Origin of the sequence: Labrys monachus (assembly GCF_030814655.1) — a bacterium.
In the GTDB taxonomy this organism is placed as follows: Bacteria; Pseudomonadota; Alphaproteobacteria; order Rhizobiales; family Labraceae; genus Labrys; species Labrys monacha.
The window spans coordinates 49207-62987 of record NZ_JAUSVK010000001.1 but is presented as its reverse complement, the minus strand read 5'-3'; the positions used below and the strand labels follow the sequence as shown (position 1 = coordinate 62987).

Sequence of the window (13781 nt, the reverse complement as noted above, 5' to 3'; positions counted from 1 at the left end):
GAGTGAAGGTCGGGCCCGGTCGCCCCTATGCGCAACTTTAGATTGTTAAACGTGACGTTTGGGCCTTCCCTCCCCCTTGCGGGGCAGGGAGACCCGAGCGTTGCGCCCGCCTAAGTTAAGTTAGCGCATATGGCCCGGTCGCCCGCGCTCAGGCGAAGAGGCCGCGCAGATGGTCGTTCAGAAAGACGCCGTCGGGATCGATCTCACGGCGAAGCTTCTTGAAGGCGTCGTAGCGGGGAAAGAGCCGTTCGAGCCGCGCGGGGGTCATGAAATGATGCTTGCCCCAATGGGGCCTGCCGGCATGCCGGTCGAAGATCGCATCGACGTCGCGGAGCAGTTCCCAGGTCGCGGGCACCGGCGGCCCGGATACGCCGATCGCATAGCCGTCGCGCTCGGCAAACGGGCTCAGGAGGGAATCGTCCGCCTTCACCGGCCGGCTTTCCACCGGGAAGGCGGCACCGGGATATTTGTCGATGAAGAGACGCCGGATCTCGCCGAACGTTTCCTCGAAATCGGCGAAGGGGACCGTATATTCCATCTCGCGGAAGTTCGGCTCATAGATGTTGGGGAAGATGACCGAGCTGTGGCCGAATTCCTCGCTTGGGCCGAGGACCGGTGCGGGATCCTCGACAGGCACGGCGTTGTAGGTCCGCATGTGGCAGATGTCGCTGGCGCGCGTGGCCGTGCTCGGCAGGCCGTCGGGCAGCACGAAGAGGTCTGCCGAGGTCGGGTGCGGCAGCCAGAAGAACCAGAACGTGCGGTTGTCCCGCAGGCGTTGGTGAAGCCCCGCCAGGCAGTCCTCGGTATCGGTGTTCCAGGACCGCTTGTGGATATTGTAGGAGGGCACGGCCTGCAGCGTGAGCGATACCATGGTGCCGAACAGGCCGAGCGAGGAGCGGAAGGCCTTGAAGAGCGCGCCGTCCTTTTCCGGCGAGAGATCGAGGAAGGTGCCGTCGGCGGTGACGATGCGGGCGCTGATCATCTGCGCTGCAAGACAGGGCAGCGTGATGCCGGCGCCATGGGTTCCGGTCGCGATCGCGCCGCCGATCGACTGGGTGTCGATGTCGCCCTGATTGTTGAGCGACATGTTCTTTTGACGCAGGAACCGACTGAGATCGCCGACCGTGATGCCGGGCTGCACGGTGACCTGGCGTTTTTCCTCGTCGACCGAGAGCACGTCCCCAAAGCGGCTGAGATCGATATGGACGCCGGGTGTGGCGACGATCGGCGGATTGGAATGCCCGCGGCCCGACGCCCGGACCGGCAGTCCGAGCTTCCGCGCCTCGAGCACAGCCTGCCGGACGTCGTTCTCGGTGCGGGGCTGCGCGAGATAGCGGGGTACGAAATTCTGTTCCCCGAACCAGTTCCACCACAGCCTGCCCGGCGCGAGGATGTCGTCCTGACCTGCGGTCATTGATCGTCTCCGGATGTCGCCAAGACCGTCAGGCCGTCATCTGCAGCTGGTCTTCGCCCAAAGCCGCATTGACCATGGGCATCACGGTCTTGGCCATCAGCTCCATCGATTTGCGCATGACGGCCTTGTCCGTCCAGTCATGGGCCGTCAGCATCAGGGTCCCGAAGGGGCCGACCTCCTCCCGCAGCTTCAGGATCTTTTCGGCCACCGTCTTCGGGCTGCCGCAGATGACGAAATTGTCGCGCACCATCTCATGGGTGATGGCTTCCGGCGGCGTGTCGCGATGCGGCGCGAGCAGGCCGGGCGCTCCGAGGCGCACATAGACCCGGAACATGTAGTCGTAATACCAGTCAAAGGCACCGCCGGGCGTTTTGACATAGGCCTCGGCCGCTTCGTCGGTATCGGCGACGAAGATGCTGCGGGCGACGCGCCACTTGCTGCCGTCGGGTGTCTTTCCGAGCTTCGTCATCTCGTCGACATAGGTTTCCCAATGGGTCTTGACGACCCAGGCTGCCACGAAATTGGCCGAGATCGGCATCATGTCACGCTGGGCGGCGACGCGGATCGAATGGGAGTTGGGACTGCTGACCGAAAGGGCGAGGGGCGGATGCGGCAATTGATAGGTCTTCGGCAGCGCGCCGACCCCGAGATCCGGCCAGACATTGTCCTTGAGCTGTACGGTCCAGTGCTTGCCCTTGATGTCGTAGGGCGCGTTCGACGACCAGATCTTCAGGATGATGTCGAGTGAATCCAGCATCATCTCGGGCCGGTTCGCGCCGCTCATGCCGAAGGCTTCGAAATCCGATCCGAGGGCCCCGGTGCCGACGCCGAGAATGAGCCGGCCCTTGGTCAGGTGGTCGAGCAGGGCGATGTGGGAGGCGGCCATCACCGGGTGATAGAGCGGCAAGGGCAGGACGCCGGTGCCCAGCTTGATGGTCTTTGTCTGCTCGGCGATGTAGGCCAGGAACATCATCGGCGAGGAAACCTGCTCTATTTCGCAGGTATAGTGCTCACCCATGAAGAATTCCTCGTATCCGAGCACATCGGCGAGCTTCACCGCTTCGATGTCTTCCTGAAGCGTCGTGTGGTAATCGCGATTCAGATTGTGCATCGGCATCATAAAGAAGGAGAGTTTCATCGGCGGTTCCCGTTCGTGGCGTTGGCCTGCGTCAAGTCACGCAACAGCCGTGCCAGCGGGCGAAGATCCGCGGCCACCCCCGGATTGGCATGATCTGCCGGCATTCGCGGGGGCCTGGACATGGCCGGTGTCTCGCAGGAGCGACCTCAGTCTCAATTATGACGGGAGATTGAGACGCGTGTGCGCTTCGCTTCGCGCGCCCGTCGCCGCGTCCGGCGCAGGAGCGCTTCTCGCCGCGCGGGCAGCCATGATCCAGGGCTGCGACTTCAGGTTCGCGGGTCGGACGAGGGGGTTCGTCTCGCTATTCCAGATACGGCGTCAGCACATCTTCGATCCATTTCATGAACGCGCGGACCCGGCGCGACAGATTGCTCCGATGCGCTACGACAAGGGACACGGGGATCGCTCGGCGACGAAGGCCGGGTATGATCTCAACCAGCGCTCCACTCTCCAAGTATTGGCCGATCCCCAAGAGTGGCGCCTGAATCAGGCCAAGGCCGGCGAGGGCAGCGGCATCGTAGGTCTGCGCGCTGTTGACGTGTAGCGCACCTGGCAATGGAAGCGTCGCGTATCGGTCGCCGTCCGGATATTCCCATCCATAGGGTCTTGCGCCCAGCGTCGTCGAAAAATGAATTGTCCGATGTCCCTGACGTTGAAGATCTTCCAGCGAACGAGGGACGCCATAGTGCGCCAGATAGCTAGGGCTGGCGGCGTTGACCATGCGCAACTTGCCCAGTGGGCGGGCGATCAGCGTCTCGTCCCCTATGGATCCAAGCCGCAATACGCAGTCGAACCCCTCTTGAACCAGATCGACTTGCCGATCCGTACTCGACAGCTCCAGTTCCAACTCGGGGTGAGCCGCCATGAAATCCGGCAAGGCTGGCACGACCGTTGTGCGCGCCACTTCGGTCGGAAGATCTACCCGCAAACGCCCGCGAAGTGCCACGTGATCGCCTGCGAACATCGAGTGCAGGTCATCGACTTCAGCAAGCAGACCGCGAGAGCGAGCATGAAATGCGCGTCCGTCCTCCGTCAACTGCACGCTGCGCGTCGTCCGGTGCAGGAGTCTGACACCGACGACTTCCTCCAGCTTCCGGACCGCCGTTGAGGCCCTTCCCTTTTGGATGCCCAGGCTATCGGCCGCGCGGGTGAAGCTCCCCATTTCCGCGACCGTTAGAAAAATCCGGATGGGTTCGAGATTCTGCATCTTCGCGCCTCGGAATTGTTCGTTTCAAAGAGAACAGTAAGTTCATTTTCTCAGAATTTATCATGGCTGAGAGGCACAGTAAGCTCTGACTATGGGATCCCCCCACAGAGAATGACAAATGTCCGAAACCATGAACCTCCATCGGGCGCCTGAAACGATGACCTTGCATCGCGCCCTGTGGGCCGGCCGGATCATGAGTGCGTTTGTCGTTATCGTTCTGGCGGCAGACGGCGCCATTCAGCTTTTCGCGCCGGCACGGATCGCGAGCATGTTGCAGGAAACCGGGTTCGCGATGGACCTGACGCGTGTCGTGGGTCCGATCGTCCTCGCCTGCGCCATCCTTTACGCCATCCCGGCCACCGCCGTCCTCGGCGCGGTCCTGGTGACTGGCTTTCTGGGAGGCGCCATCTGCGCCCATGTCCGCATCGGTGACTTGGGGTCGCCGCCGGAAGTCATTTCGCTGCTTCTGGGCGCGATGACATGGGGCGGCCTTTACCTGCGCGATCCCCGTATCCGGGTCCTGCTGCCGCTCATTCATTGAACCAACCGGGGCAGCGCTCTGCCCCTCGAGATCAGGAGAAAGCGCATGTTTTTGGTAACGGGAATCACCGGAAAAGTCGGCGGCGCGACGGCCGAACATCTGCTGGCGCACGGCAAGGACATCCGCGCGCTCGTCCGCAATCGCGAGAAGGCGGCTTATTGGGCGGACCAGGGCGTGGAACTGGTGGACGGCGACTGGAATGATGCGGCCGCCATCGAGCGAGCGCTCAACGGCGTCGAAGGCGCGTTCGTCATGTTGCCGGCGGTCTGGGCGCCCTCGCCCGATTACAGGGAAGCCAAGGGCGTGATCGCGAACTATGCCGAGGCGCTCACCAAGGCTCCGCCGCCGCGCGTGGTTGCGCTGTCGTCAATGGGGGCGAACAGGACCGGCGGGCTCGGGATGATCACGGCACTGGCGCTGCTGGAGCAAGGTTTTCGCGATCTGACATCGCCACTCGCATTTGTGCGCGCCGGCGGATTTTTCGAAAACTTCCTCTACGGCCTGCAGGTTGCTCAGGGCGGAACGCTACCGGTCTACTATGATCCGACAAACCGGAAATCGACGATGGTCGCGACCAACGACATCGGTGCGGAAGTCGCCACGCTTCTGGCCGGGCCGGCCTGGTCAGGACAGCGCGTCATTGAGCTTGGCTCGATGGTCAGCGCGGATGACGTCGCGGCGCAATTGGGTGAAGTCCTGAATCGCGACGTAAAGGCCTTTGCCGTCCCGCGTGCAGGGTGGGCGGAAGCGTTCGAACAATTCGGCGTCCCGAAGGGCCGCACCGCGCCTGCCGAAGAAATGTTTGAGGCGGTGAACGCGGGATGGATGGACCTCGGGGTTGAGGGGACGGAGCACGTAACGGGGACGACGTCCGCACGCGACGTCTTCGCGGCTGCACGGAAGACCGTGACGGCGTGAACCACGACGTTTACACCAAGAAAGATCGAGACGCGTCGCGGGGCACTCCATCGCGACGCTGAACGAAGGCCGCGCGACCGTTAGCGATTGGCTCCCATCCCATGGTCGGGGTCCAAAGCTATCGGTCAGCTAGCCACCATTGTCGAAAATGCCTTAATCTGCATATCTTGACGGCACGGCGGATTGCTGCATAATTTCTAGCCAGGCGGCGACGGGCGATCGGATTTCCCATGGTCTTGCGACGAAATGAGCATGACGGGTCGGCCTTGCGGGCCTCGCCGGAAGTCGTTCTGTCGAATTCCGCTGCCGTCGATCTCGTCAATCTCGGCGGTTCCTGGAGGCGATGCCAGGAACGCTATCGGTTCGACAGGGGCGGAAAGCCCTATGTGACCGCGCTTTCGGCGCGAGAGATCGGCGAACAGCGCGAACCCTTCAACGGCAACCTCGTTACGATCCAGAACGAACTCGAATTCGTCCATTCCACGCTGCAGGCCGCAAGCTTCTGCGCCAGCTTCTCCGACATGGCCGGCATCATCCTTCATTATCAGGCGGATAAAAGCGCCGATCCCTATCTCGAAATCGAGCGGCCGGGAGCGATCTGGGCAGAAGGCGTGGCCGGGACGAACGGGGTCGGAACCTGCGTCGTCGAGAGGCGGCCGACGATGGTGATCGGACGCGACCATTTCTTCCGGGAATATGCGTCGCTGTCCTGCATAGCGGCGCCGGTGCTGTCCGCCGAGACCGAGATGATCGGCGTGCTCAACGTCACCACGGCCAACCCGGATGTCACCACCGAAACCTTCTCGCTGGTCGCCAACATCGCCATCCGCACCGCCGAACGCCTCAGCAATCAGCTCTTCCTCGATCGCTTCCGCCAGAACACCATCTTGAAGATCGGCAATGGCGACAGGACGATATTGCTCGCGCTCGACGGCGACCAGCGCATCGTCGGCGCCAATCGAGGCGCGCGGGATTGCTTCGGCTGGCGTGGAGACGCCCGGCCGGAACGCGATCTTTGGAGCATCTTCGAGCGCGACAAGGGGGTCATCGACGGTTTTGCATCGGCCGACCACCTCAAGGGCCTGCGCCGGCTCGACAATCACCTGACATGCGACGCCACGATTCTTCACCGGGAACGCAAGGCGCCGGGACATCCAGCGGCCAAGCCGCCCTCGCCCCTTCCAAAGCCGGAAAAGCGCCTATCGGTTGCGCGTCCTCGGGCGGAAGCGCTGACGATCGAGAAATGCCTCGGGCCCGATCCGAAAATGCAGGCGCAGGCCAGGCTCCTGCGCCGGGTCGCCGGCAGTTCGCTGCCGATCCTGCTGCTGGGCGAGACCGGCGTCGGCAAGGATACGCTGGCCAAAGTGCTCCATAGCCAGGGCGAACGGCGCGACAAGCCGTTCGTGGCCTTCAATTGCGCGGCCGTTCCCGAAAGCCTGATCGACAGCGAACTGTTCGGCTATGGCGTCGGCGCCTTCACCGGCGCCAAGCGCGAGGGCAATATCGGCCGTCTGCAACAGGCCGACGGCGGCACGCTGTTCCTGGACGAGATCGGCGATATGCCACTCTCGCTGCAGACCCGCTTGCTGCGTGTGCTGGAATCGGGGGAGATCAGCCCCCTCGGTTCGGCCAAGCTCGAGCATATCAACGTCGACGTCATCGCAGCGACCAACAACGATGTCGGGAAGGCGGTCGCCGAAGGCCGCTTCCGCCAGGATCTCTATTACAGGCTCGCCGGCGTCGTGGTCGAACTGCAGCCTCTCAGGGAACGGCCGGACCTTGTGGATATCGCCCATGCGCTGCTCGCAAGCGAGGCCGATGCGCCGCCCGCGCGCCTGGGCGACGATGCGATGGCGGCGCTGGTCCGCCATCCCTGGCCCGGCAATGTGCGCGAACTGAAATTCGTGCTGCGCCGCGCCCGGCATGTCTGCGAGAACGGTGTGATCACGGCGCAGGATCTGTTCCTGCCTTCGAAACTCCCGCCGGTTTCCCCGACGAGGACGACGGATGGCGCGCCCGACCTGGATTTGTCGCTGCAGGACGCCGAATGCAAGGTCATCGTCAAGACGCTGGCCGTCTTCGGCGGGGACGTCAACAAGGCGGCGCAGGCCCTCAACATGAGCCGGGCCACGCTCTACCGCAAGATCCGCCTGCACAAGCTCGGCTCGCAGAAGGTCATCAACTGAAGCGACGGCCTTCGCACCCAATCTCACCCCGGCGCAGGGCCGTCTCAAACTTAAGACGATCCGTGGTCGTCCCTCCCGAATCGATCCGCCTTCGCGCCCTGGAAAGGCTGGCATGACCCTTGCGTCGATCCCCTCACAGGAATCGCCGCAAAGGAGAGTGCGCGTGGCCCATCCAGAGATGTTCAAGCAGGGCATGCGGCGGCTCGCCGCCGGCGTGTCGATCGTCACCACCATCGAAGACGGCCAGCCGCACGGATTTGCCGCGACGTCGGTCACGTCGGTCTCCGCCGATCCCGCGCCTTTGCTGCTCGTATGCGTCAGCAAGACGGTCTCCTGCCACGACACCATGCTGCGCGCGGGCAGGTTCTGCGTGAACGTGCTCGGCGACGGGGATATCGACATGGCCAGGCTCTTCAGTTCATCCGAGCACAGGCACCGGCGTTTCGAGCTTTGCGATTGGAAGACCCTTGCGACGGGGGCGCCTGCGTTGACCAATGCCCTCGCGATTTTCGATTGCAGCATCCATCACGCGATGGAAGTCCAGACGCATACGGTGTTCTTCGGCAAGGTCGAGGACATCGAGATCCAGGACGGCCATGTCCGCCCGCTCGTCTATGTCAACGGCCGGTTCGACGCGCTGCAGTCGGCCTTTCCGGCACCGGCGAGAGTTTGACCGCGGCCATGATGGAAAACATTGAAAACCGCGGCGGCACGCCCGGGCGGGTGGTGGTGATCGGCGGCGGCGTCATCGGGGTTTGCGCGGCGAGCTGGCTGCTGCAGGACGGATATTCGGTCGTCATCGTCGAGCCCGGAAAGATCGCCGGCGGCTCGTCCTATGGCAATGCCGGCTGCTTCAATCCCTCCTCGGTGGTGCCGATGTCTATGCCCGGCACGCTCCTCAAGGTTCCCGGCTGGCTGCTCGATCCTCTCGGACCGCTCTCGATCCGCTGGCCCTATGTGCCCTCGATCGCGCCGTGGCTCGTCCGCTTTCTGCGCGCCGGCACGCTGAAGAACGTCACGGCGCAGGCCGAGGCGCTGGGCAACCTGCTTCGCGATTCCGTCGGCGTCTACAAGCCGCTCGTCGCGAATGCGGGGGCCCAGTCGCTGGTGCGGCAGGACGGCCACCTGGTCGTCTATCCGACGCGCGCCGATTTCGAGGCGGATGCCTTGGCCTGGAAACTGCGCAGGGACAACGGCATCGCCTATACGGTGCTGGAGAACGATGCGCTCTGGCAGCAGGAACCCGCGCTCTCGCATGCATATGGCGTCGGGGTCTTCCTTCCGGAAAATGGGCACACCGTCAATCCCGGTCGTTTCGTCACGACGCTCGCGCAAGCCTTCCTGCGCGATGGCGGCGAAATCGTCGAAGCGAGGGCGACCGGGTTCGAGCTCGACGGCGCCCGGCTCACCGGCGTGCGCACGTCAACCGGAACCATCGCCTGCGATGCAGCCGTCGTCGCGACCGGCGCCCACTCCAAGGCCTTCACGCGCGAGCTCGGCGACCACATCCCCCTCGATACGGAGCGGGGATACCATGTCGTCATCCCCGGCTCTCCGGTCACGCCCCGCATTCCCGTGATGGACACCTCCGGCAAGTTCGTCGCCACGCCGATGGAGGAGGGCCTGCGTATCGCCGGGACGGTGGAGTTCGCCGGGCTGGCGGCCAAGGCCGACTGGAAGCGGGCGCACAAGCTGCTGACGCTGGCGCATCGCTTGTTTCCCGGCCTTGCGGGGCGCGATCCCGGGATGGAAACACCGGTATGGATGGGCTTTCGGCCGAGCATGCCGGACTCGCTTCCCGTCATCGGGCGGTCGCGCCGCAGCCGCGACGTCATCTACGCCTTCGGTCACGGACATGTCGGCATGGCGGGCGGCGCGCAGACCGGATTGCTGGTGTCGGATCTCGTCAGCGGGCGCATGCCGCGCATCCCGATCGAACCGTTCTCGCCGCAGCGCTTCGGGAGGGGATGACGAAGCCCGGCCGATGGCCGCCCGGGATCTCGTCGCGGCGGCCTGGGCACATTGCCCCGGCCCCCCTTGACCCCGCGTTTCGGAGTCTCAGGATAGAGACGATCATGCTCATCGATGCGACAGGCCGAGGCCGGCCGGATATCCGGTCCGGATGCGCCGATGGCCCCGCGACGAATGGGCCGCAGTCGAGCCCCCGGGAGGATATTCTCTATCTTCAACAAGGGGATATGCGGTCCGGGCCGGCAGAGACCCGCTCGGGAGCCGCGAGCGGCAAGATGAAGAAAAATGAATGGCACGGCCATTGCGTGTTGTCGCAGTGCAACAAGACAAACAGAGGCGAACAAGATGACCAACGCTATTCTCTCTGGGCCCGTCGGCCGGCGAGGCGTTCTGAAGACGGGGGTGGCCGCTGCTGCGACGATGCTGTTCGCGCCCCATTACATCCGCCCGGCCCAGGCCGCGGAGACCATTACCCTGCTGACCTGGGAGACCTATCACGACGACGACTGGATCGCCGAATGGGGCAAGGCCAACAACACGGAAGTGCGCGCCGTCCGCATCGGTTCGGAGGACGAGCTCTTCTCGCAGGCTTTTTCCGGCGCCGTCCAGGCCGACATTCTCTATATCGAGACCGGCTCCCTGCCGCGCTTCAAGAATGCCGGCCTGATCAAGGCGATCGACCCCTCGGCGGTCGCCAACATCAAGAACATCAGTCCGGCGCTCGACTGGAAGAAATATACCAATGTCGGCGGAGAGATCATGGGCATTCCCTATAATTGGGGAACCCAGCCGCTGATGTTCAACGCCGACATCGTCAAGAAGACGGACACCTGGTCGGTGCTGTGGGACAAGACCTATGCCGGCCAGGTCAACATGTTCGACGATTGCACCATGACGTTCCCGATGATCGCCCTCTACGTCGGCGCGAAGGATCCCTTCAACCTGACCGAAGCGGAGTTTTCCGCCTGCGCCGAGGCGCTGCGGGCCCTGCGCCAGCAGATCCGTGTCATCGCCCGCGGTTTCGACGATGCGACCACGCTCTATGCCGCCGGCGACGCGGTGCTGGGCTATTGCCAGAACGTCGCCGTCGTCAGCTCGCTGCAGGCCAAGGGCAAGAACTTCAAATATTCCCTCCCGAAGGAGGGGACGCCGACATGGATCGATTGCCACTCGATCTCGGCCCGAGGCGATCGCCCCATCGTCTACAAGTTCATCAACGACAACGAAGCCGCCGATTGGCAGTCACGGTTCATCACCAAATCGACCAATAACGGCATTCTCACGGCCGACGTGGCCACCAAGGCCGGCGTCTCCGAGGCCACGCTCAAGCTGACGAATATCGTCGACTCGCAAGCGCCGGATTTCTGGGACCGCATGGTCGTCTTCCAGAAGCCGGAGGATCTCGATCGCCGCCTTCAGCTCTGGAACGACTTCAAATCCGGTACTCTGTGAACCGTCGCCGATGGGAGCCTGAAACATGCCATCTGCGGCGCAAGGAAGCGTACTTTCCCTCGAAAACATCGACAAGACCTATGGCCGCTCGGCCAAGCCGGCGCTGGATCGGGTATCCTTCGACGTTGCGCCGGGAGAGTTCTTCTCGATTCTAGGTCCGAGCGGCTCGGGAAAGACGACCATCCTCAGGACCATCGCCGGCTTCGAACAGCCCGACTTCGGCCGCGTGGTCATGGCCGGGGAAGTGGTGACCCACATCCCGCCGAACCGGCGGGATGTCAGGACCGTGTTTCAAAGCTATGCCCTCTTCCCCCACATGACCGTGGCGGAAAACGTGCAATATCCCCTGCGCATGCAGCGGATGGCCCGGGCGGAGCGCACTGCCCGGGCGGGCGACGCCCTGGAACTCGTGGCGATGGGCGGCTTTGCGAGCCGCCTGCCGCACGAGCTTTCCGGCGGGCAGCGCCAGCGTGTCGCGCTGGCGCGCGCCATCGTCTCGCGCCCGAAGATCGTCTTGCTCGACGAGCCGCTCGGCGCGCTGGACCTGCGCCTGCGCCAGCAGATGCAGCACACGCTCGTCGCCCTGCAGAAGGAACTGCGGATGGCGTTCGTCTATGTGACGCACGACCAGGGCGAAGCGCTGTCCATGTCGGACCGCGTGCTCGTCATGCAGGAGGGCCGGATTGCGCAGATCGGCAAGCCGCAGGACCTCTACTTCGCCCCGAAATCGGAATTCGTCGCCAGGTTCGTCGGCAATTCCAACATGCTGCCGATGCGCTTCGCCTCCGATGGCCGGTCCTGCGTGGCGAATATCGGCGGGGTGAATTTCCCCGAACTGACCGGGAACGATCCGCGAGCCGCCATCATCGCCGTGCGCTACGACGATGTCGCCGTGAGCGAGGCGGGCTCGATGCCCGGCCCGGCCCCCGTCCTCAAGGGCGTGGTCGAGAACGTCCTGTTCCTGGGCACGAATTTCGAAGTCAACGTCAGGTGCGGCGATCTGCGCATCATGTCCAGCATCCCGGCCACCCAGACGGCGCGGCTGGTGAGCGGGCAGTCCGTGGATGTCTCGTTCGATCTCAGCCGCGCGCAGGTCTTTCATGTCTGATATCGCCGAGATGAGCGCTCCCGCGATGCAGGCGGCCCGGCCGCGGATCGGCCTCAAGCTTAAGCTGGCGCAGCTGCCTCTCTTCGCGTGGCTCGCGCTGATCGTCGTGCTGCCCAACCTCCTGCTGATCGCCACGAGCTTCCTGAGCGCGGGCGGCGGCCGCATGAAATTGTCGCTGACGCTGGCCAATTACACCAGGCTGTGGGAGTCCGCCGGCTTCTGGCGGCTCTTGGGCTCGACCCTGCAATTCAGCCTGTCTGCGAGCCTGCTCGGCGCGGTCCTGGCCTATCCGATGGCCTATTTCGTCGGCCGCATGGTGACACGGCACAAGGCGCTGCTGACCGTGCTCGTCCTGATCCCCTTGTGGATCAGCCTGCTCATGCGCGTGTTCTCCTGGCGCCTGATCCTCGGCCAGTCGGGCCTGCTGAATTCGCTTCTCGTCACGACCGGGATTCTGAGCGAGCCGTCGCAGGCCTTTCTCTATACCCCGGCGACCGTCGTCCTGACCTTCGCCTATATTTCCATTCCCTATATCTTCATTTCGACCCTGAACGCCTTCGAGAAGATCCCGACCGCCCTGATCGAGGCCTCCCAGGATTCGGGAGCGACCGCGTTCCAGACCTTCTGTCACGTGATCTGGCCGCTGACGCGCCGCAGCCTCGCCATCGGCATCAGCCTGGCTTTCCTGGTCACCGTCGGGGATTACGTCACGCCGGCGATGATCGGCGGCATCAACGGAACGACGCTGGGCGTGCTGATCTCCTCGCAGTTCGGAATGGCCAACAACTGGCCCTTCGGGGCCGCGGTCTCGGTGGTGCTGATCCTCAGCGTGGCGGCCATTCTCGCCGTGCTGCTGTGGCTTTGCCCGACGCGCGGGGTCTTCAGCGGCGATGAATCCCAGGACCGGAAGACGGCGGCAGACGGCGGCGGCGGCACCTCGCTCGCCTCGCTCGCCGGCGGTCTCGGCTACACCTGCGTCATAACCTTTCTCTACGCACCGCTGATCCTGATGGTGATCTTCTCCTTCGGCGCCTCGACATTGCAGTCGTTTCCGATCACCGACTACACCCTGCACTGGTACGACGATCTTTCCAGGAATACGGCGCTCCTCGCCGCGGCGCAGCGCTCGCTGATCGTCGCCGCCTGCGTGGTGATCTTCTCGACCACGACCGGGACAGGCTTCGCGCTGGCCCTGCACTACCAGCGCATGAAAGGGGCGCGAGCCATCGAAATGCTGCTGACGCTGCCGCTGGCGATGCCGGCCGTGGTGCTCGGCGTCGTCATGGTTCTCGGCACCGAGATCCTCGCCATCCCCTCCGGCCTCATCCGCGCTGTCATCGGCCAATCGAGTTTCGTCATGCCGGTCACGCTCCTGCTCGTGCTTGCCCGGCTGCGGCGGCTCGACCCCTCGCTCATGGAAGCCTCGCTCGACCTCGGCGCCGGCCGTCTGAGCAGCTTTGCGCACGTCCTGCTGCCGCTGGTGAAGGGCGCCGTGATCAGCGGCGCCCTGCTGGGTCTGACATTGTCGGCCGACGACGTCATGGTGACGCTGTTCCTTGCCGGCCCCCAGCAGACGCTGCCGATCTGGGTCTTCAACCAGATGCGCTTCGGCTTCACGCCGTCGGTGAATGCCGTGTTCACCATCCTGGGATTGTCATGCCTCTTGCTGGTAGTCGTCGCCAGCATCGTCAGGATGCGATCCAATCCCGAGTCGCGCTGAGCCGCCGAGGGAACGCCCGCGCAGGGGAGCGACGCGTAGTCCCGTATCATGACGAGCCTCGGCCGCGTTCCTCGGCCAATCGCAGCCGAGAGAACTTGTCCAACCCGCAGCACCGGGGGGCGATCG

11 protein-coding genes are annotated in these 13781 nt (G+C 64.0%); 8 read left to right on the top strand and 3 right to left on the bottom strand.

Annotated features, from left to right (window positions below; genetic code table 11):
• Positions 1–148: 148 nt before the first annotated feature.
• From J3R73_RS00275 to J3R73_RS00265, 3 genes are all read right to left on the bottom strand, one after another.
• Positions 149–1414, bottom strand: coding sequence for a D-arabinono-1,4-lactone oxidase (locus J3R73_RS00275; RefSeq protein ID WP_307421393.1), 1266 nt, complete (start codon positions 1412–1414; stop codon positions 149–151).
• Between the two features lie 28 nt (positions 1415–1442).
• A complete protein-coding gene (locus J3R73_RS00270; RefSeq protein ID WP_370879829.1) occupies positions 1443–2552 on the bottom strand; it encodes an LLM class flavin-dependent oxidoreductase in 1110 nt (369 codons plus the stop codon).
• Positions 2553–2853: 301 nt separating this feature from the next.
• Positions 2854–3759 (bottom strand): LysR family transcriptional regulator, encoded by a 906-nt coding sequence (locus J3R73_RS00265; RefSeq protein WP_307421387.1) that lies wholly within the window; start codon positions 3757–3759, stop codon positions 2854–2856.
• 118 nt (positions 3760–3877) lie between these two features.
• Between J3R73_RS00265 and J3R73_RS00260 the strand changes: the two genes are divergently transcribed.
• From J3R73_RS00260 to J3R73_RS00225, 8 genes are all read left to right on the top strand, one after another.
• Positions 3878–4300 (top strand): DoxX family protein, encoded by a 423-nt coding sequence (locus J3R73_RS00260; RefSeq protein WP_307421385.1) that lies wholly within the window; start codon positions 3878–3880, stop codon positions 4298–4300.
• Positions 4301–4345: 45 nt separating this feature from the next.
• Positions 4346–5218, top strand: coding sequence for an NmrA family NAD(P)-binding protein (locus tag J3R73_RS00255; protein WP_307421382.1), 873 nt, complete (start codon positions 4346–4348; stop codon positions 5216–5218).
• 230 nt (positions 5219–5448) lie between these two features.
• Positions 5449–7404 carry a sigma-54-dependent Fis family transcriptional regulator gene (locus J3R73_RS00250; RefSeq protein WP_307421380.1) on the top strand — a complete coding sequence of 652 codons (1956 nt, stop codon included), beginning with the start codon at positions 5449–5451 and terminating at the stop codon, positions 7402–7404.
• A 163-nt stretch (positions 7405–7567) separates the two neighbouring features.
• Entirely contained in the window at positions 7568–8077 is a 510-nt protein-coding gene (locus J3R73_RS00245; protein ID WP_307421378.1) for a flavin reductase family protein, read from the top strand.
• Positions 8078–8085: 8 nt separating this feature from the next.
• Entirely contained in the window at positions 8086–9375 is a 1290-nt protein-coding gene (locus J3R73_RS00240; protein WP_307421377.1) for an NAD(P)/FAD-dependent oxidoreductase, read from the top strand.
• Between the two features lie 345 nt (positions 9376–9720).
• Positions 9721–10827 (top strand): extracellular solute-binding protein, encoded by a 1107-nt coding sequence (locus J3R73_RS00235; protein WP_307421374.1) that lies wholly within the window; start codon positions 9721–9723, stop codon positions 10825–10827.
• Between the two features lie 25 nt (positions 10828–10852).
• On the top strand, positions 10853–11935 hold the full coding sequence (locus J3R73_RS00230; protein ID WP_307421372.1) for an ABC transporter ATP-binding protein: 1083 nt from the start codon (positions 10853–10855) through the stop codon (positions 11933–11935).
• Positions 11928–13655, top strand: a complete 1728-nt coding sequence (locus J3R73_RS00225) for an ABC transporter permease subunit (protein ID WP_307421370.1) — start codon at positions 11928–11930, stop codon at positions 13653–13655. Before J3R73_RS00230 ends, J3R73_RS00225 begins: the two co-directional genes overlap by 8 nt.
• Positions 13656–13781: the final 126 nt, after the last annotated feature.